This window comes from Planktothrix serta PCC 8927, assembly GCF_900010725.2.
Classification (GTDB): Bacteria; Cyanobacteriota; Cyanobacteriia; order Cyanobacteriales; family Microcoleaceae; genus Planktothrix; species Planktothrix serta.
Genome location: NZ_LR734876.1, coordinates 123,215 through 142,621 on the forward strand (window position 1 = coordinate 123,215; position 19,407 = coordinate 142,621).

The window sequence follows — 19,407 nt, forward strand, 5'->3', positions numbered from 1 at the left end:
GGTGCCGGAACTACCGGAAGTTGAAACCGTTCGGCAAGGTCTAAATCAAGTGACCTTGACAAGAGCGTTTATGGGGGGTGAGGTGTTGTTAAAACGCACTCTCGCCTACCCGTTTTCTGTTGATGAATTTTTGCAGAATTTAACCGGAATTGCGATCGCTCATTGGCATCGCCGAGGTAAATATTTATTAGCAGAATTAGTTAAATTAGACTCTAATTCAACCCCTGGAGGCTGGTTAGGGGTTCATTTACGGATGACGGGTCAATTATTATGGGTTAACCCTCAAGAACCCTTACAAAAACACACTCGCATTCGATTATTTTTTGCTGAAAATCGAGAATTGAGATTTGTTGATCAACGCACCTTTGGTCAAATCTGGTGGGTTCGGCCGGATCAAGAGATTTCTAATATTATTACCGGATTAAACAATTTAGGGCCAGAACCTTTTGCTCCAGAATTTTCCGTTGAATATTTACAAGCCCAATTTAAAAAACGTCAACGCCCCATAAAATCAGCCCTTTTGGATCAAAAATTAGTGGCTGGAGTCGGGAATATTTATGCAGATGAAGCGTTATTTTTAAGCGGAATAGCCCCAACAACTCCTTGCACTACTTTAACCCGTGAACAACTCGAACGCTTACAGCACCAGATTATTCAAGTATTAGAAAAAAGTATTCAAAAAGGCGGGACAACGATTCGCAACTTCCTCAATGTTCAAGGAGTAAATGGTAATTATGGGGGTAGCGCTTGGGTTTACAACCGGACTGGAGAACCCTGTCGCGTTTGTGGAACTCCCATTGAACGTTTAAAACTTGCCGGACGGTCTGCTCATTTTTGTCCTCAATGTCAGGGGGGAGGGAACAGGGAACAGGGAACAGGGAACAGGGAATAGGGAATAGGGAATAGGGAATAGGGAATAGGAAATGGGCAATAGGAAATGGGCAATAGGAAATGGGCAATAGGCAATAGGCAATAGGGAATGGGCAATAGGGGGAAAGAATATAGAAAATTAACCTAATAAACCTTTAAAATTTGGGAAAGATTCTATCACTATTTTAAGTTAACGAGCTATGGCAATTAAAAAAGGTGACTTTGTTCACGCGGTTCGGGAAAAGTTAGAAAACAGCTTAGAGGCAAAAGCCAGTGATAGCCGATTTTCCCCTTATCTTTTTGAAACCAAAGGGGAAATTATGGAACTGCGAGGGGACTATGCTTTAGTTAAATTTGGACAAGTCCCCACACCGAATATCTGGTTACGACTAGACCAACTAGAAGCAGCTTAATAGCTGGCATAATCTATTAAGCGGTCTATCCCTCTTTTGTCACTTGACTTGATTTTCCCCCTCCCAATAACCCGATGTCTTTGTAGGGGCGAGGCGCGCCCAAAGTCCGTCAACTTAACGCCAAAAGCCCGGAAATAAATTTCGGGCGTAGGGGCGGGTTCAGTGGGGTTGCGGTTAATCAGAAAAGATCTTGTTGAACNGAATGCTTCGGAAACAGTAATTGAGGCTTTGCTTACAGCTTTGTCCGATAGTAATTATGGGGTGCGNATGGTTTAAGTTGACACTAATGGGGCGCGCCTCGCCCCTACGAGGAATTGGATTTTAAGTCTGATGTAGAACTAATTTAGACTTGCTATAGTGGAGAAATGCACTCAAGCAAAAGCTAACAATTCAACTAAAATTATTACAGCCTATTTGGGATTGCTATATGTTATTAGAAACTTTAGGCACTTTAGGCACGGTAATTGCACCTTGGTTAGGGGAATGGGGAGCAGTAAAAATCGCCAGTGGTATTCTGAAGAATATTTGCAGTCAATTAAATCCCCAGGAGATTGAAAAAGCTTTAAAAGTGGCGATTACTGTTGCAGAGCAACACTGTGAGCAGTTATTTGGTCAGAGTGATAAGCGGTTTAAACGTAAATTTTTAGATCAATATTTTCAGAGAAAAGAAGTTTTAGAAGAATTGCAAAAACCTCTAGTTAATCAGGGAATTAATCTGGATTTACTTGTTTTTGCTTTTGAAGAAACAGTTAACAATAATAATTCAGATGGAAATAATCGAATTAATCCAGAATTTATTAAACCTTGGTTAGAATTATTTAAAACAGAATATTTTAAACAAATTGGGGGTAATTTAAACTTTAAATATGCTAAGGCTGTTTATCTTAAACAATTAATATGCTGGTATGATGATGTTAAGTTTGTGGGTATTGATGCTAAAGGACAGGAAAACGATAAATCCGAAAAGCTGGCTAAAATTTTTGTGATGCAAGATGTCAAAGAGGAGAAAAAAGAACGTTATGGAAGTCTGAGGGAAGCTGATTTTTTAGAGTTGGGAGATCGGGGAAATCGCCAAGGGGAATTATCCCGACAACAACGTCAATGGATGGCTTTAGATAATTATGCGGGAAATCCCTTTCCGGCTCAGGATTTATTAACGAAAAATCAGGCTAAAAAGGTTGTGCTTTTGGGTGCGCCCGGTTCAGGAAAAACAACGTTAATGAGTTATTTTTCAGTGATCATTGCTCAAAATCAATCGGAATTATTAGGCTTAAATTCAGAAGTTGATTGGCTACCGATTTTGATTCGGATGCGGGACTATGTTCGCTTTGAAAATCTGAGTATTTTAGAATATTATCAGCAATTTTGCTATAAATCTCTGGCGGTTCAATCTTTACCCGAAAGATTTTTTGAACATTGGCTAGAAGATGGTAGAGCTTTAATTCTTTTAGATGGTTTAGATGAAATTGTTGAAGAAGGCAAACGCCATGAAATCGTCCAAAAAATAGAGAATTTCCTGGGAAGATATGACCAAAATCGGGTAATGATTACGTCTCGTCCGGCGGGGTATAGAAGAGACTTTTTTCGGGCTGAAGAGTTTCCCCATTATTGGTTACAGCCATTTGACGATAAAAAAATTAACGCATTTATTGAGAATTGGTATAATAGCCGGACTCCAGATCCAGAAGAAGCTAAATTACGCAAGGAAGACATTAAAAAAGCTTTTGATAAAAATCCTCGTCTGCAACTTCTAGCGCGGAATCCTTTATTGTTAACGATTATTACTTTAATTCACCGTTATCAAGCTCAATTACCGAAGGAAAGATATAAACTTTATCACTGTGCAGTACAAACTTTATTAACAACTTGGGATACAACCAATAAGCAACTCGAAAATCATAACAAATTAGAATATCTCAAAAATGATGATTGGGAAGATCTGATGCAAAATTTAGCGTTTTGGATTCATAGCCATCAAGATGGAATTGAAAATAATGAATTAGAGGGAACGTTAATTGATAAAGATGAGTTGATTAAGTTTGTGGCAAATTATATCGAAAACACAAAGCAGATTAAATGGACTCCAGCTAAAAATGAAGCCCAACGTTTTATTGATTTTGTGCGCGATCGCAGTGGCTTACTGAATGAGCAAGGTCGAGATTGTTATGCGTTTGTCCATAAAACTTTTCAGGAATATCTTTGCGCTCAAAAAATACAACGGGAAATGGAGGAAGATTCCTATAACTTCGAGATTATTCTCGATGCTATTAAAACCCATCTCCATGATGCTCACTGGCGGGAGGTTTTGTTATTATTGGTAGCTCAACAGCAGAAAAAATCAGCAGCAAAAGCGATTCAAGTTATCTTAGATAATCAAAGTGAGTATGAGCAATGGTTACACCGAGATTTATTATTTGCGGGTAGTTGTTTAGCTGAAAATCCCAAAGGCTTAAATGTGGCGGATAGTGGTTTAGTGGAGGATATTTTAGCCCGGTTAGTTAGTTTAGAGATTAGTGACAAGACATCAGATAAACTCAAGGAGCAGCTTTTTAAGGTTTTTTGCAGTCTCTATGAAACGGATTTTGCTCCGCAATGTTTGGCACGTTTAAAAGCCCAGACAAGCAAAATTGATTCAGATAGATTATTAACCTATCGAGCCGAATTAGGGGAAAAGGAAACAGTGATTGACGAGTTAATTCAACAGTTGTCCGATAGTGATGATGGGGTGCGTGCGAATGCAGCAGAGGTATTAGGCCAGTTAGGGAATGCTTCGGAAACAGTCATTGAGGCTTTGCTTAAGGCTTTGTCTGATAGTGATAATTGGGTGTGTTGGAATGCAGCAGAGGCATTAGGCCAGTTAGGGAATGCTTCGGAAACAGTCATTGAGGCTTTGCTTAAGGCTTTGTCCGATAGTGAGTATTGGGTGCGTGGGTATCCAGCAGAGGCATTAGGCAACTTAGAGAATGCTTCGGAAACAGTCATTGAGGCTTTGCTTAAGGCTTTGTCCGATAGCGATCATAGGGTGCGTGAGAATGCAGCAGAGGCATTAGGCAAGTTAGGGGATGCTTCGGAAACAGTAATAGAGGCTTTGCTTAACGCTTTGTCCGATAGTGAGGATGGGGTGCGTCAGAATGTGGCAAAGGCATTAGGCAAGTTAGGGAATGCTTCGGAAACAGTAATAGAGGCTTTGCTTAACGCTTTGTCCGATAGTGAGTATTCTGTGCGTGAGAATGCAGCAGAGGCATTAGGCAAGTTAGGTAATAGTTCAGACCGGGTAATTGAGGCTTTGCTTAACGCTTTGTCCGGTAGTAATGATGAGGTGTGTCCGAATGCAGCAGAGGCATTAGGCAAGTTAGGTAATAGTTCAGACCGGGTAATTGAGGCTTTGCTTGTGGCTTTGTCCGATAGTCACGATTTAGATTTAGTGTCTGGGAATGCAGCAGAGGCATTAGGCAACTTAGGGAATACTTCGGAAACAGTAATAGAGGCTTTGCTTAACGCTTTGTCCGATAGTCAGCATTGGGTGCGTCAGAATGCAGCAGGAGCATTAGGCAAGTTAGGGAATACTTCGGAAACAGTAATTGAGGCTTTGCTGGAAGCTTTGTCCAATAGTGATAATCGGGTGCGTGACGATGCAGCAGAGGCATTAGGCAACTTAGGGAATGCTTCGGAAACAGTAATTGAGGCTTTGCTTACAGCTTTGTCCGATAGTAATTATGGGGTGCGTCGGTATGCAGCAGGGGCATTAGGCAAGTTAGGAAATACTTCGGAAACAGTAATAGAGGCTTTGCTTAACGCTTTGTCAGATAGTGCGGATTCGGTGCGTTGGGATGCAGCAAGGGCATTAGGCAAGTTAGGTAAGCAATCCCCTAAAGTTAAGCCGTTGGTGGTGGAGTGGATTCAACAACATGAAGATTCTGAATTTGTTGGGAGAGGTATTGATGCGTTGTGGGATTTGGTGAATGGTTAATTGTGTATTAGAGTTATTGCAGAATTTTATGTGACTTCTCGGCTATTTCATCAAGTAGGTATCGAGTTCCGAATATTGAGAGAACACACTATCAATACTGGCTAAATTTGCTTGATAAACTAACATTGTAGCTATAATAAACCGAGAATAATTATTTCAGACATTCCCAATCCTCTTCATCAATAATAGGGCTAATCATATCTCCTAAAGTTTTGGCTTTACCAGCTATCAAGGCTGAAGGAATCCGACGCTTTGGAGATATTTTTGTTTCTTCTAACACGGTCACAATAATACGCGCTGAACTCACTTGAGGTTGTTCTGATAACCATTTCACCTGACCGTTTTCATAAATTGCTTCATAACTTTTTAACACAATAATCTCCTTTTCCTATATTTTAACACAAACGAGTTAGATAAATTAACTCAAATTAACGATGCCAAATGGTTTGATTTCCGGGTTGATCAATTAAGGTAATCCCTAACTGTTTGAGATGATCTCGAATGCGATCGCTCTCCCCATAATTCTTAGATGAAATCCTATTCAGGAATTCTTTGATATTCTGATTGAAGATAAGCTGGAATCACTCTCTGGCGTTTCTTAACGCTCGTTTGAATTAATTTTACTATTCCCCCAATGCTTAGAATTCCTGTTAATATCATCAAAGGTAAAAGCCATTTTAAGAAAAACACAACTCCCCAACTAAAACTCGATAGAATTATTAGCAAGGCTAGAATTTTAGACTCTTGGGGTTCAAAGCCAACTTTTTGATACCTTTTTGTTAACCATCCCCCAACAACCCCCATATTAAAAAAACTTCCACCCCCCCAAATATAAATTAAGCTGTAACTCAAAAATCTAAGGAATATTCCGCCATAGCCAGATTGAAAAAATAGACCCACAATAGAATCAGAACTACTGGGAATAGCTATTGCTGATAACTTCCCAATTAATTGAACCATCGAAATTAAAATAAAATAAGAGAAGAATGCTGAAGGAATTACCCAGAGTCCGCCACGAGATAATCCAATTTTAATTCCTAGGTAAAGCCAGTATAACGCTATTAATAAACTAAATCCTTTCCAGAACAAATCGATTAAAACTTGAGAATAACCTGGATGATTTTGTAATGGGGGCGTTGTTAAAGTTATGGCAAAAATTAAATAAGTATAAGCCGGGATTAAAGCTACTGTTAAAATTAAAAAAGTCATCCCCAACAGGATATAAAATTTTTTGCCAAGTATAATAGATTGATTTTGGCTTAAATTGGCTTCTGGAACCACCGAAGAATTAGAATTTTGATTCATAGCATTTTTCCCCATCAATATCATTTAATTTCCAAACAGTGGCTTTTGTTCCCTAACTCATATCAAATCCCATTATAGATGCTACAGATGATCCCCCAAAACCCCCTGTAGAGACGTTCCATGGAACGTCTCTACAGGGGTAAATTTGCAGTAAACATTTAGGGATTTTATATCACAACAACTGAGTCAGGTTAGATTCCTAACCTTTTGATTGAGACTCGCTATATAATTAGAAAATTGTTCAATATTAATCATTTTCCTGCGCCGTGACTACCACTCCCTTACCTCCCAACCCCCAACTCACCGCAACACAACGCCCTGACCCCCTCGGACGCTTCGGACAATTTGGCGGCAAATACGTTCCTGAGACCTTAATGCCCGCCTTAGCTGAACTGGAAACGGCCTATAACCATTATCGTCAAGATCCTGAATTTCAAACGGAACTCCAAAGCCTGCTTAAAGACTATGTGGGACGGCCTAGCCCTCTGTATTTCGCCGAACGCATCACCCAACATTATGCTAAACCTGACGGTACAGGCCCGCAAATTTATCTGAAACGGGAAGACCTCAACCACACGGGAGCCCATAAAATTAATAATGCCCTCGCCCAAGCGTTGTTAGCGAAAAAAATGGGCAAAAAACGAATTATTGCGGAAACTGGGGCGGGTCAACATGGGGTAGCGACGGCGACGGTTTGCGCCCGCTATGGCCTAGACTGTGTGATTTATATGGGCATTCACGACATGGAACGTCAAGCCCTGAATGTGTTTAGAATGCGGCTGTTAGGGGCGGAAGTTCGACCTGTGGAAGCGGGAACCGGAACCTTAAAAGATGCGACGTCTGAAGCCATCCGCGACTGGGTAACGAACGTGGAAACGACCCATTATATTCTCGGTTCGGTTGCTGGCCCCCATCCCTATCCCATGATTGTACGGGATTTTCATAATGTAATTGGCATCGAAACTCGCAGCCAATGTTTAGAGAAATGGGGCGGTTTACCGGATATTTTATTGGCTTGTGTTGGGGGCGGTTCTAATGCGATGGGGCTATTTAATGAGTTTGTGAATGAATCTTCTGTGCGCCTCATTGGGGTAGAAGCCGCCGGGTCGGGGGTGGAAACGGGAAAACACGCCGCCACCTTAACTCATGGTCAAGTGGGGGTTTTACACGGGGCGATGAGTTATCTGTTACAAGATGATGATGGTCAAGTGATGGAAGCCCATTCTATTAGTGCTGGGTTAGATTATCCGGGTGTGGGGCCAGAACACAGCTATTTAAAAGATTTGGGTCGGGCAGAATATTATAGTGTGACTGACCAACAAGCGTTAGATGCGTTTCAACGGTTATCGCGTTTGGAAGGGATTATTCCAGCGTTGGAAACGGCCCATGCGATCGCTTATTTAGAAATGCTTTGTCCGCAATTAGAAGGCAGTCCTCGAATTATTTTAAATTGTTCAGGACGGGGAGATAAAGATGTACAAACGGTACAGAAATTCCTGAATCATTCTAACAGTTAAATTCAGCAATAAAAGCAAAATTGTTTGTCGGATGGGTGACGCTAGAACGTTATTGATTTCAGTGATGAAGCAGCCCAACGGTGTTATGCCCTTCCACGCAACAAGTTTCAATCGCTCTGGCGAACTTCGAGGCTAAATAGGCGTCCTTCCAGTGGCTCGTATTCATCTTCCAATAGCCAGAGTTGAGCTTCTTCATAGTTCTGAAAAGCTTTTACAAGACTATAATGCTCAGAGGGGTCGAAAACATAACAACCCCCCATTTTGTCACTTAGTAGCAGCAAGACGTAGGGTGGTGATTGCATTGAATCTACCCAAACTTCTAAGAAGTTCCAATCATCTTTCACTAGGTCGGGTGCGAGGAATTGCGTGGTATCGGTTGTTTGCATCAATTTTTACCTCACCGTAGAACAAAGGAGTTCTTAAACCGTCTGGACTGATCCGATAACCGATTGCTTCAGTAAAAAATAGCCCATAGCGCTCGTAGTTCCGAACGCTGCCCGTGTATTCTCCTCTTTCTATTTGTGCACCTAATTTCTTGAGAATTAAACAGCCCTGGGGGGGCTATATTAACTACCCGGAATTGTCACATCAATGGTAGTGACGTTTGATTGATCATTTAAACTCTTTAAAGGTGGATTAATTACCGCTTGATTTCCGACAACTAAGATTACTAAATTTTCAGGTTTGAGATATTGTTGGGCGACTCGTTGAACATCTTCGATGGTTGTTGCTTGGACTTGACGTTGATAATCAAAGATAAAATCCTTGGGATAACCATAATATTCATACTGCATTAAACGCCAAAGGGTTTGAGCCGGATCTTCAAAATTGAAAATAAAAGAATTTAAAGTTGATTCTTTCGCATAAGCTAATTCTTCAGGCTTAATGGGTTCTTTTTGTAAACGTTCAATTTCAGTTTTTACCCCTGTAATAAAGGGAACTGTAGCTTCCGAACGAGTTTGTCCTCCGGCGTTAAACATCCCTGGATAATCGTAACTGGCTCCCCAATATCCATAAACAGAATAGGCTAATCCTTGGCGCGATCGCACATTATTAAATAACCGTCCTCCAAACCCATCTAATACCTCATTCATAACCGTTAATTCGGGATAATTGGGATCATTTAATAACCCGCCTAAATGACCCATTTCCACATAGCTTTGTGTTAATTGAGGTTGATCTACAAAGAAAACACCCCCGAAATGGGCTTGAGAAACCGCAGGAAGGGGAGGAATAACTACTTTTTGACTCGGTTTCCAATCTCCTAATTTTTCTGCAATTAGAGCTTTCATTTTTTGCGGTTCAAAATCTCCTACAATTCCCAAAATCATAGTTTCAGGATGAAAATATTGTTGATAAAAATCAACTAAATCCTCACGGTTTATATTGTCTAATGTGGAATATTCTGCGGATCGTGCATAGGGACTATCTTGACCATAAATCAGTTTAACAAACTCCCTGGAAGCAATTCCTTCTGGGTCATCATTGCGACGAGCGATCGCACCTTTGGTTTGAGTTTTTGCTAAATCTAATTTATCCTGGGGAAAGGCAGGATTGCGAATCAAATCCGTAAATAATCCGAATACCGTTTCTAAATCTTCACTTAACCCACCAAACCCGACCCGACCGGATGTTGTATAAATTCCGGCTTCAACAGAGGCGGCTTTTTGTTCTAATAATTGATTCAATTCATCGGCGGAATGTTGGCGAGTTCCCCCATTTCGCATCACCTCTGCTGTCATACTTGCTAAACCCACTTTATCCGCAGGTTCAAATCGATCTCCGGTGCGAAATAATGCAGTTCCTCCGACTAAAGGAAGTTCATGATCTTCAATTAAATAAACTGTAATTCCATTGTCTAATTGATAGCGTTCATACGGAGGAAGTTGAATGGCGCTTAAGGGAGGAAAGGTTAATTCTGTGTAATGTTTTGGCGTTGAAGCTAGAGCAGGAATATGCCACAAAATCGTTACTATCATTGTAACAAATAGTAATCCTACCCAAAAAATTTTAGATTGTTTCAAATTTAACACGACGGAATTCAGCATAGTTAATCAAAAGTTGGATGAGCATGAAAAAATTCAGAATAAAATCGTTAAATTCCCGTTTTATTCATCGGATAATAAGCGTCCAGTTGTCCGCTTTTCAGGAAGAAATACTTCTTTAGCCACTCGTTGAATATCTTGGGGTGTAATAGCATCGATTTTTTCCAATTCTTTAAATAAATTGACCCAAGATCCCGTTTTAACCTCATATTCAGCTAAAGCAAATGCCATTCCCATATTAGAATCTAAGGATCTCAATAAACTCGCTTTAGCTTGAGTTTTGACCCGTTCTAATTCAGTTTCAGATACCAATTCTGTTTTGAAGCGTTCAATTTCTTGGCGTAACGCTGTCGCCACTTTATCAACGGTATGACCCGGTGCTGGCATGGCATAAAATAACATTAAATTGGGGTATTTATTCCCTGGATATCCACTTGATCCCTGTGCAGCTAAAGCAATTTGTTGTTTTTCCACTAAAGATTGATATAAGCGAGAAGTTCGACCATCACTGAGGAGACTAGAAATCATATTATAAATCACAGAATCAGGATGATTTAAAGCCGGACTCGGATACCCTTCAAAATACCAAGGTTGCGTTTTTAAAGTTAACGTTAGTTCACGGGTTTCTGTTTGAGGAGGTTCTGCAATATTCAATTGAGGAGGTTTCGGTTTCGCTGCGTAACGACCAAAATAAATTTCCGCTAAACGTTTGACTTCATCGGGGTTAACATCGCCGACAATAGTAACGGTTAAATTATTAGGAACATAGTAAGTTTCAAAGAAATTTTGAACATTTTCACGGGTTAAATTTTCTAAGTCTTCTACATATCCAATCACCGGACGACGGTAGGGATGAACTTTGAAAGCGGTTGCTGAGAATTCCTCAATCATTTGACCGACAGGAGAATTGTCTGTTCGCAAGCGACGTTCTTCTAAAATCACCTGTTTTTCTTTATAAAATTCTCGAAATACGGGTTCTAAAAAACGTTCTGATTCTAAAGACATCCACAGTTCTAATTTGTTAGCCGGAAGACTATAAAAATAAAACGTTGCATCAGCAGAAGTTGCTGCATTCAGTCCTACACCCCCCGATTGTGCTACTATTCTTCCAAATTCATTTTGTTTAACATATTGATCGGCTTCGGAACTTAATCTTTCTAACTCATCCATTAATTGTTTGAATTTCTCGGTATTTCCTTCTAATTTTGCTTGTTTAATTTGTGCAAAAACTTGATCTTGCTTTTCTAAAATGGGTTTTTCGGCTTGATAATCTGTTGTTCCAATTCTTTGAGTTCCCTTAAAAGCTAAATGTTCTAAATAATGAGCAACTCCCGTTTTTCCAGTGGGTTCATCGACTCCGCCAACATCAGCATAAATTAAAAAAGAAACCACAGGTGCTCGATGTCGTTCTAACACAATAAATTTCATGCCATTATCAAGGGTAAATTCTGTAATTTCCCTCTCAACTCGTTTGAAATAGGGTTGAATTGATGGATTTGAGGGGGAAATTTCAGCCCCCCAAACCGCTTGAAATCCTGTCACCCAGAATAAACAGATAGTTAAGATTCCAATAAACAAACGTTGTCCCCAAAAGGATGATTTGTTTGTTCGGCGTTTCCCTCTGAAAAAATAACCCAAGGACATAGATTTTTATGAGTGTAATTTAACGAGAATGACAGAAGCAATTGCTCCCTGATTTACCTTTTAGTATTATAATATTATCATTGTTACTTCGCCATAAAGTCAAACCATGAAGACTTATATCGTTTGCGGTTAGTCTTCCCTGACGAATGATAGGCTGAAGTCAGAGCCGCGTATGATTAAAAGGTTATGCCGCATCTCAATCATTCGACATCAGCGCAATTAGAAGCACAGATTTTACAGGCTGCACGACAGTTATTTGCCCATAAGGGCTATGATGACACAACAACCCGTGATTTAGCGACAGCTGCCGGGGTTGCTGAAGGAACATTGTTTCGACATTTTTCTAATAAAAAAGCGATTTTGATTACCATTGTTACCGAGGGATGGGTCGAAATTTTAACGGATTTATTAACAGAATTGAGTGCCATGAGTAGCTATAAAGCCGTAGCACAACTGTTATATCGACGGATGATCAATTTGCATCAAAATGCTGATATGATGCGAATTTGTTTTTTAGAAGCTCAATTTCATCCTGAATTACGCGATCGCATTCAATCAGAAATTATTAGTAAAATGACAGATGTAACCGAGGCTTTTTTTGAAACTGCCATTCAAAAAGGAGTTTATCGTCCGATGAACCCTAAAATTATTGCTCAATTATTTCTGGGAATGTTTGCTGTTGCTGGATTTAGTTATAATACCCTTCTTGAGCCCAATGCTTCCCCCCAAGCAATGCAAGAAATGGCTGAAGGATTAGCTGATATTTTCCTAAATGGAGTGTTAGCAAAAGAATAAAAAAATGTTATAAAAATTTTGCTTGTTGTACCCATTGTTGTACTTGTTCGATAGGAGGACATAAATCTCGTCGCTGTAAATTAGCCACATAAAAACGTAAGATTTGTTGATGTAAACGCTGGACAGGTAACTCGGCTAAATAGCTGACTGAACTGACACCGGAATGAAGTAAAACACCACAATATTGACAACCGACACTGGGAATTCTTGCTAAGTCGGCTAGAGCCACCCACTTACTGACATCTCGAATATTAATCTGTAGCAAATTAGCTAAAATCATTTTATCGGCTGGGGTTTTGCCTTTTTTTAAGAGTTGGCTTGTGGTTTTAATGCCATAATTGTTTAATCGGGTTTGATTGTCTGAATTCAGACCCGGAAGTTGAGAAATCGGCCAATCAAGAGCTTGAATAGATTTATCAGCGTTGGATTTAAAAGATGTCATAGAGCAATCCTATTTGAAACGGACGAAACTACTCTTAGATTTTAGATTAAAATTAACTTAAACCTATTCTAACCCTAATTTAACCATGTTATTCAGTTCTTCCCCCTTGCTGATTGATACCCTCCGCCAACGGCGCGTAAAACTCAGCTATTTAATCGATTTTCCGGCAATTCTTTGGTCAGGTCGTGCCAATTCTCGCAATTTTCCCGCGAATATTTATCCCTTTCGTGCGAGTAGTCATTTTCTATATTTTGCAGGTTTTCCTTTAGAAAATGCCGCCATTCGTTTGTATGAAGGTCGCTTAGAATTATTTATGGATAATGCCCCCAAAGATAACGCTCTTTGGCAGGGAGAAACACCTCAACGGGATCAAATTGCAGAACTTATGGGTGCGGATGCTGCTTATCCTTTAACAGAATTATTTAATTATCTTGAAGATGCGGCGACAATTGTAGTGCAAAATCCAATTACAGCTAACGAACAACGTCAATTATTGAACTGTCCTCTCGTATCCGCAAAAGAACCCCAAGGAATTGATTTAGAATTAACACAAGCGGTGATTCATTTACGTTTAACTCATGATCAATTTGCAATTAACGAGTTACGTCAAGCCGCAGAAATTAGTGTAGAAGCGCATAAAATCGGGATGAAAGCCACAAAAACAGCCCAATTAGAAGCGCAGGTTCGCGCAGCAATGGAAGGGGTAATTATGAGTCATAATATGACCTGTTCCTATAATAGTATTGTTACGGTACATGGAGAAGTTTTACATAATCAACAGTATCATCATCCGCTACAACCGGGAGATTTATTATTAGCAGATGTTGGGGCAGAAACTCCGATGGGATGGGCCGCAGATATTACCCGAACTTGGCCAGTTTCGGGAACATTTTCTCCGACCCAACGAGATATTTATCACCTGGTTTTAAAAGCTCATGATACCTGTATTGATTCTATCAAACCGGGCATAGAATATCAAGATATTCATCGAATGGCAGCAACAGTTATCGCTGAAGGCTTAGTAGAATTAGGAATATTAAAGGGAACTCCAGAAGACTTAGTAGAACAGGATGCTCACGCCTTATTTTTTCCGCATGGAATTGGGCATTTATTAGGTTTAGATGTTCATGATATGGAAGATTTAGGGGATTTAGCCGGATATGAACCGGGACGAGTCAGAAGTCAACGGTTTGGCTGGTGTTTTCTACGGTTAAATCGTCCATTGAAACCGGGAATGTTGGTAACAATAGAACCGGGATTTTATCAAGTTCCTGCTATTTTAAATAATCCTAAAAATCGTAAAAAATACAAAACGGTTGTCAATTGGAAACGCTTAGAACAGTTTGCCGATGTTCGCGGAATTAGAATTGAAGATGATGTCTTAGTAACGGAAATAGAACCCGAAATTTTAACAAAAAATTTACCAACATCTATTGCAGAGATAGAAGCCTTAGTTCAAAATTAATTCTATCATTTTAGGTTGTAAAATCATGCCGACAAAACTTTTAAATCAACGAGTTAAACGGTTTGTTTTCTTCTTCCTGGGGACTCTGATTTTTATAGGATTAACCGTAGCGGGTTATGCCTTTACAACACTATTTCTTTCAAACAATTCTTCGGTTTCATCTAATTCTTCGAGTTTATCTAATTCTTCGATTTCATCCCCTAGTCTTTCCTCCTGTGGAAGTTCTAGGGTCGGGGAAACCGATAATGCAATTATTAGTTTTTATAGGAATAATGGGCGAGAAAACCTCGCCCCTACTTGGACAAATCAAATTAAATGGAATTGTGTTTATAATATCAAAGACTTCTCCGGTTCAAATTTAGTAGAACAGTTTAATGCAGCTAGAGATATGGCTGCAAAAAATGGCGGCGGGGTTGTTTATTTTCCCTCTGGAACCTATATTTTTAATGATAGCATAAAACTGAAATCAGGGGTTGTGATTCGGGGTGAAACTCCATCGGTTAAATTAGCAAAATCTAATACTTATAATCCGCCTACAAAATTAGTTTTTCCTGAATATAAACCCCAACTATCAGGAAACGGAACTCCTAACGAAACCGCCTTTAAAACCATTCAAACCACCCTACCAGATCAAGATAGTAATATTGGGATTATTAACTTAGATATTAATCGAGGTGCAATTAATTTTGTCGGAGATTTAGATAATAGTAAAAATAGTAATATTATTATATTTGGAATTCGCAGTAATAACGTCGCTAAACCCGATCCCAAAGTTCCTAACTCCGAATTTCAAAACCCTTGGCAACGCTATAGTTATCGCTTTGCTGCTAATATTGAACTAACAGCTTATGAAAATGTTTTTATTGCAAATAATCGAATTAATGATAATATTACCGATAATTATGAACAACCAGGATATAAGTTACAGTCCAGAGATAAAAAGAATATTACCACCTATCAAAACGGCAATAAAGTCTCCTTTCATTATGGCAACCATTACGGAATTGTTGTTAACCGAGGCGGTAAAAAAGACGGTTTTAAATTAGCAGCAACCCCCACCACTGAACCCGGACTTTTTAGAAAAGGAATTATCATTAGAGATAATTGGGTTTACCATACCATGCGAGTTGCTATTCATGCGGCTGGAGATGGGTTAATCATTCAAAATAATGATATTAAAGATGAACCGAATAAACAATGGTGGACAGACCCCACAGGAACACGAGAAGCAACGGGTGCTGTTACCTTAGAAAATAGAGGAATTGACTGGTCAGGATGGAATGTTTTAATTGAGGGAAATAATTATCAAGTTTATCGACATAAAATTGGAGATACAAAATATTTAAGTGTGGATGGAGAAGGGATTTTAATTCAAGAATGTTGTGGCGGAACAACAGTTAACAATGTTATTATTAAAAATAATAAAGGCAATGCTTATATTGGACTGTATAAAGTTCGAGAAATCAATAAGGCTACGATTGAAAGTAATCAAATTATCAATTCTGATATTTTTGTGATGGCAGATACCAATAATCAACCCTATGGAATGAATCAGGTTAAAATTATTAATAACCAAGTTTCAGGAAATATTATTACAAAAGCAAGTTTAGGCGGTCAGGATAATGAAATTTCTGGAAACCAAGGAAACCAAAGCGGAAAACTAGAGTATTGTTGTTCAATTAAAGTTAATAATAATTCTGGGTTTAACACATCAAAAATAGAGGTTCCCCGTCAATCATAGCATTCCCAGACTCATGTTTGGGAATGAGAGAAATATCTCTGTTGACAAAAACAATTAATCTAATCCGAACGACGGGGTTTAAAACTCAATTTTTTGATAAAAAAGGCAATGAATTTAATCTGGGAACGAGAAATATAGCAATCCTAAATGATTTGTGAAAAAGTTTTGTAGGGGTAATGTCCTTCCAAACCCTCTTTGCGCCTGGGTTTGGAAGGACATTACCCCTACGATAAAATATTACAACCTATTTAGGAATGCTATAGATACATAACTTATATCGAATAAAGTTTCTTATAATGTAGAAATAACTTGAAACTGATTAGAAGAAATTAAGTTAATATCAATCCCATTTAATCGAGCTAATTCTTCCCCTGTATTGGTTAAACTAATAATTACGGAATTTTCTCCTTGACTCAGGGTAAGTTGATCGAAGGTTAATCCGTTACTGAGTCCTAAAGTATCTAACTCAATATCGAAGTCAAGAATTAAGTCGCTTCCTGCGTTTATTTGTAATACAAAAAGATCTTGACCTGCTCCACCCTTGAGGGTATCATCTCCTAGATCTCCCCATAAGCTATCATTACCCGTTCCTCCGATTAAAGAATCATTTTCACTCCCCCCATAAAGGATATCATTTCCTGAGCAACCATCTAAAATATCTGTTCCTTGATTCCCTAACAGTAGATCGTTATTATCTCCTCCACAAAGGCTATCATCTCCGAGATCTCCAAATAAAGTATCGTCTCCTTTTCCACCTTCTAAAATATCTTGATTTTCTCCCCCAAATAAAGTATCATCTCCCGAACCACCATCCATAAAATCGTCTTCTAAATTGCCAAATAAAATATCGTTCCCGTTTCCCCCTATTAAGGTATCATTTCCTAAGTCTCCGTATAGAATATCATTACCTCCATCCCCCTGTAACTGATCATTTTCTTTCCCCCCATAGAGAGTATCTTCTCCTAGATCTCCCTTGAGAAAATCGTTATTGCGATCGCCAAATAGCAAATCATTATTTTCATCTCCATGCAAAATATCATCATCTTGTCCTCCATATTGGGTATCGTCTCCTAACCCTCCTAGAAGAACATCTGCACCTTGATTTCCTAATAATAAATCCTTGCCATTACTGCCATTTAAGTTATCTGCACCTCCCATTCCCGTCAATGTATCATTCCCTTCAAGACCATTTATTTGATCATTGAAATCACTTCCTATTAAGTTATCATTTCCTGTTTTTCCATCAAAGGTTTGTTCTACAACATTTTGTGTTTTTCCTGGGTCTAAATTGGGTGTGGGAAATTGATCACACAGACAGTCCTCTTCACCGATCGGAGTCGGTGTCGGTTCTGGAGTCGGTTCTGGAGTCTGTGTTGGAGTTGGAGTTGGACTTGGTGTTGGTGTTGGTGTTGGTGTTGGAGTCGGTGTTGGAGTTGGACTTGGTGTTGGTGTTGGTGTTGGTGTTGGTGTTGGTGTTGGACTTGGTGTTGGTGTTGGTGTTGGTGTTGGAGTTGGTGTTGGACTTGGAGTTGGTGTTGGTGTTGGACTTGGAGTTGGTGTTGGACTTGGTGTTACAACTGAAAACTCGTAAGCACCACTATCAATAATGGCTGTACCATTTTGATCGCCATCAATAGGGCGAGTTTGACCGAGTTGATCCGTTGTGGGGGAATTGTTATTCGTTCCCGTATCAATAGCAGGACTTCCTTCTAATAAAGGATGAATTAACACCCCATTAATTGTTTGTAAATCTCCTAATAAAGCATCAGCCACTAATTGAATATTAGGAGTTGCTTTAGTATCGTCCGGGTTTAACTCATTGGTTTGAATATTCCCGCCACCCTCATTATATTCAGTTCCGGTATGGTGTTTAATATTCCAAGAATTGCTACCATTGTTAGCAACATTTTTGGATAAAATCGTATTTTTTAAGGTAACGTTTGTACCTCCTCCCCAAAATCCTCCTCCTTGAAATCCTGCATAATTATTAGCAACTGTTGTATTAATAATATTGGTTGAATTCGTCCCATTAGCCAGCATTATCGCACCTCCTAAACCATTATTTCCATCGGAAGATTCGGCGCGATTTCCTGAAAAAGTGCTATTTGTAATAATAGTGGGAGAGGTTTCACCCACCCATAAAGCACCCCCTTGGCTATAGGCTCGGTTATTAGCGAATGTTGTATTATTAAGCGTTAATTCTGCATTTCCTGAGCGCAGTCCTCCCCCTAACGAATCTCCTTTATTATTCGTTTGAATTGTATTATTAATAATTGTGCTATTTTCTACAATAATTTTATCAGGAGGATAAGCGAATAAAAATAAACCGCCACCTTGTCCGGCGCCTGTATTTCCATCAAATAAAGAATTACTAATCTGAATAATTCCGCCTGTTAATCCTGGCCCAAAATTCGTTCCAGAGGCATTTGCACCATCAGTATAAATGGCTCCACCTGCACCGTGATAGTTACTTGAGCCATTAGAAACCGTACCTCCTGGAACAGAAGTATTATTAATAAATTTAGAATTTTCAACCGTTAAATTACCCAGTAAATGGTTAATTGCTCCCCCATTAACTCCTTTATTATTAGTAAATTCGCTATCAGTAACGGTGAGAGATCCGGCACTTTTTGTAGCGATCGCACCTCCCCCCCGTTCACTCCCTCCTAATGTTCCATCATTATTATTAAACTTGCTATTAATAACAACCGTATTGCTTTTAAATCCCGTATAAATCCCACCCCCAAATTGAGCAATATTATTATTAAGTTCACTATTTTCTAAGGTGAGATTGGTGAAACCTTTCATCCGAATTCCACCTCCTGCACCCTCCTCCTCAGTTCCTTGAGCCTTTCCTTGGGTAATAATCAAATTTTTTAACGTTGTATCTGTCGATTGAAATTGATTATCTACCTGAAGTTCAAATACACGAAATTGATTTTCTCCACTAATCGTTATTTTACGGGAAATATTACCAGCAATTAGCCCATCAATAGTAATATTTTTATTAATATTTAATTGACCACTGGTAAGTTTAATGGTAAGATTAGGCTGAGTCGCTAAACTGGAATCAAATTGAATAATATCACCAGCTTGAGCTTGAGCGATCGCTTCTCTTAAAGAACCAATTCCATTATCATTTAAGTTGCTAACAATTAAAGTAGCCATGGGGGTTCATCCTCAATTCAGAAAGTTTTTTA

General features: G+C 39.1%; 15 protein-coding genes. 7 read left to right on the top strand and 8 right to left on the bottom strand.

Annotated features, from left to right (window positions below; all coding sequences use genetic code 11):
* Position 1 precedes the first annotated feature (1 nt).
* The 3 genes from PL8927_RS16505 to PL8927_RS16515 all read left to right on the top strand — a co-directional run bounded on the left by PL8927_RS16505 (position 2) and on the right by PL8927_RS16515 (position 5,253).
* Complete coding sequence (locus PL8927_RS16505) at positions 2-892, top strand: DNA-formamidopyrimidine glycosylase (protein ID WP_083623651.1); 891 nt, start codon at positions 2-4, stop codon at positions 890-892.
* Positions 893-1,070: 178 nt separating this feature from the next.
* Positions 1,071-1,283 (top strand): NAD(P)H-quinone oxidoreductase subunit O, encoded by a 213-nt coding sequence (ndhO, locus tag PL8927_RS16510; RefSeq protein ID WP_083623654.1) that lies wholly within the window; start codon positions 1,071-1,073, stop codon positions 1,281-1,283.
* A gap of 427 nt (positions 1,284-1,710) precedes the next feature.
* A complete protein-coding gene (locus PL8927_RS16515; RefSeq protein WP_083623659.1) occupies positions 1,711-5,253 on the top strand; it encodes a HEAT repeat domain-containing protein in 3,543 nt (1,180 codons plus the stop codon).
* A 151-nt stretch (positions 5,254-5,404) separates the two neighbouring features.
* Here the strand turns inward: PL8927_RS16515 and PL8927_RS16520 are convergent, their stop codons facing one another.
* Positions 5,405-5,626, bottom strand: coding sequence for a hypothetical protein (locus PL8927_RS16520; protein ID WP_083623662.1), 222 nt, complete (start codon positions 5,624-5,626; stop codon positions 5,405-5,407).
* 164 nt (positions 5,627-5,790) lie between these two features.
* Positions 5,791-6,558 carry a hypothetical protein gene (locus PL8927_RS16525; protein WP_156093216.1) on the bottom strand — a complete coding sequence of 256 codons (768 nt, stop codon included), beginning with the start codon at positions 6,556-6,558 and terminating at the stop codon, positions 5,791-5,793.
* Positions 6,559-6,824: 266 nt separating this feature from the next.
* Between PL8927_RS16525 and trpB the strand changes: the two genes are divergently transcribed.
* Positions 6,825-8,075 (top strand): tryptophan synthase subunit beta, encoded by a 1,251-nt coding sequence (gene trpB / locus PL8927_RS16530; RefSeq protein ID WP_083623667.1) that lies wholly within the window; start codon positions 6,825-6,827, stop codon positions 8,073-8,075.
* Positions 8,076-8,182: 107 nt separating this feature from the next.
* On the opposite strand, the gene PL8927_RS16535 is transcribed toward trpB, so the two are convergent.
* The 4 genes from PL8927_RS16535 to PL8927_RS16545 are packed head-to-tail and all read right to left on the bottom strand — an operon-like array spanning position 8,183 to position 11,764.
* Entirely contained in the window at positions 8,183-8,461 is a 279-nt protein-coding gene (locus tag PL8927_RS16535; protein WP_083623670.1) for a hypothetical protein, read from the bottom strand.
* Positions 8,409-8,618, bottom strand: a complete 210-nt coding sequence (locus PL8927_RS29160) for a DUF6972 family protein (protein ID WP_407947424.1) — start codon at positions 8,616-8,618, stop codon at positions 8,409-8,411. The genes PL8927_RS16535 and PL8927_RS29160 overlap by 53 nt, the downstream gene beginning before the upstream one ends.
* Before the next feature lie 23 nt (positions 8,619-8,641).
* Positions 8,642-10,123: a M16 family metallopeptidase gene (locus PL8927_RS16540; RefSeq protein ID WP_083623672.1), complete on the bottom strand. Its 1,482-nt coding sequence runs from the start codon at positions 10,121-10,123 to the stop codon at positions 8,642-8,644.
* Positions 10,124-10,183: 60 nt separating this feature from the next.
* Positions 10,184-11,764 (bottom strand): M16 family metallopeptidase, encoded by a 1,581-nt coding sequence (locus tag PL8927_RS16545; RefSeq protein WP_083623676.1) that lies wholly within the window; start codon positions 11,762-11,764, stop codon positions 10,184-10,186.
* A 186-nt stretch (positions 11,765-11,950) separates the two neighbouring features.
* Here PL8927_RS16545 and PL8927_RS16550 point away from each other — a divergent pair, with 186 nt between their 5' ends.
* Positions 11,951-12,559, top strand: coding sequence for a TetR/AcrR family transcriptional regulator (locus tag PL8927_RS16550; RefSeq protein ID WP_083623679.1), 609 nt, complete (start codon positions 11,951-11,953; stop codon positions 12,557-12,559).
* 7 nt (positions 12,560-12,566) lie between these two features.
* Here PL8927_RS16550 and PL8927_RS16555 read toward each other — a convergent pair whose 3' ends face one another.
* On the bottom strand, positions 12,567-13,001 hold the full coding sequence (locus tag PL8927_RS16555; protein WP_083623685.1) for a DUF4332 domain-containing protein: 435 nt from the start codon (positions 12,999-13,001) through the stop codon (positions 12,567-12,569).
* A gap of 85 nt (positions 13,002-13,086) precedes the next feature.
* Between PL8927_RS16555 and PL8927_RS16560 the strand changes: the two genes are divergently transcribed.
* The gene (locus PL8927_RS16560) at positions 13,087-14,466 is read left to right on the top strand and encodes an aminopeptidase P family protein (protein ID WP_197047448.1); all 1,380 of its coding nucleotides are present in this window, start codon (positions 13,087-13,089) and stop codon (positions 14,464-14,466) included.
* A gap of 25 nt (positions 14,467-14,491) precedes the next feature.
* A complete protein-coding gene (locus PL8927_RS16565) occupies positions 14,492-16,207 on the top strand; it encodes a glycosyl hydrolase family 28-related protein (protein WP_156093217.1) in 1,716 nt (571 codons plus the stop codon).
* Between the two features lie 291 nt (positions 16,208-16,498).
* Here the strand turns inward: PL8927_RS16565 and PL8927_RS16570 are convergent, their stop codons facing one another.
* Positions 16,499-19,375 carry a calcium-binding protein gene (locus PL8927_RS16570; RefSeq protein WP_156093218.1) on the bottom strand — a complete coding sequence of 959 codons (2,877 nt, stop codon included), beginning with the start codon at positions 19,373-19,375 and terminating at the stop codon, positions 16,499-16,501.
* Positions 19,376-19,407 lie beyond the last annotated feature (32 nt).

Bases quoted from the DNA above. Each gene is read 5' to 3' on its own strand.
- ndhO (WP_083623654.1), top strand. From the start codon at position 1,071: ATGGCAATTAAAAAAGGTGACTTTGTTCACGCGGTTCGGGAAAAGTTA.
- PL8927_RS16515 (WP_083623659.1), top strand. From the start codon at position 1,711: ATGTTATTAGAAACTTTAGGCACTTTAGGCACGGTAATTGCACCTTGG.
- PL8927_RS16525 (WP_156093216.1), bottom strand. From the start codon at position 6,558: ATGAATCAAAATTCTAATTCTTCGGTGGTTCCAGAAGCCAATTTAAGC.
- PL8927_RS16535 (WP_083623670.1), bottom strand. From the start codon at position 8,461: ATGCAAACAACCGATACCACGCAATTCCTCGCACCCGACCTAGTGAAA.
- PL8927_RS16540 (WP_083623672.1), bottom strand. From the start codon at position 10,123: ATGCTGAATTCCGTCGTGTTAAATTTGAAACAATCTAAAATTTTTTGG.
- PL8927_RS16545 (WP_083623676.1), bottom strand. From the start codon at position 11,764: ATGTCCTTGGGTTATTTTTTCAGAGGGAAACGCCGAACAAACAAATCA.
- PL8927_RS16550 (WP_083623679.1), top strand. From the start codon at position 11,951: ATGCCGCATCTCAATCATTCGACATCAGCGCAATTAGAAGCACAGATT.
- PL8927_RS16555 (WP_083623685.1), bottom strand. From the start codon at position 13,001: ATGACATCTTTTAAATCCAACGCTGATAAATCTATTCAAGCTCTTGAT.
- PL8927_RS16560 (WP_197047448.1), top strand. From the start codon at position 13,087: ATGTTATTCAGTTCTTCCCCCTTGCTGATTGATACCCTCCGCCAACGG.
- PL8927_RS16565 (WP_156093217.1), top strand. From the start codon at position 14,492: ATGCCGACAAAACTTTTAAATCAACGAGTTAAACGGTTTGTTTTCTTC.
- PL8927_RS16570 (WP_156093218.1), bottom strand. From the start codon at position 19,375: ATGGCTACTTTAATTGTTAGCAACTTAAATGATAATGGAATTGGTTCT.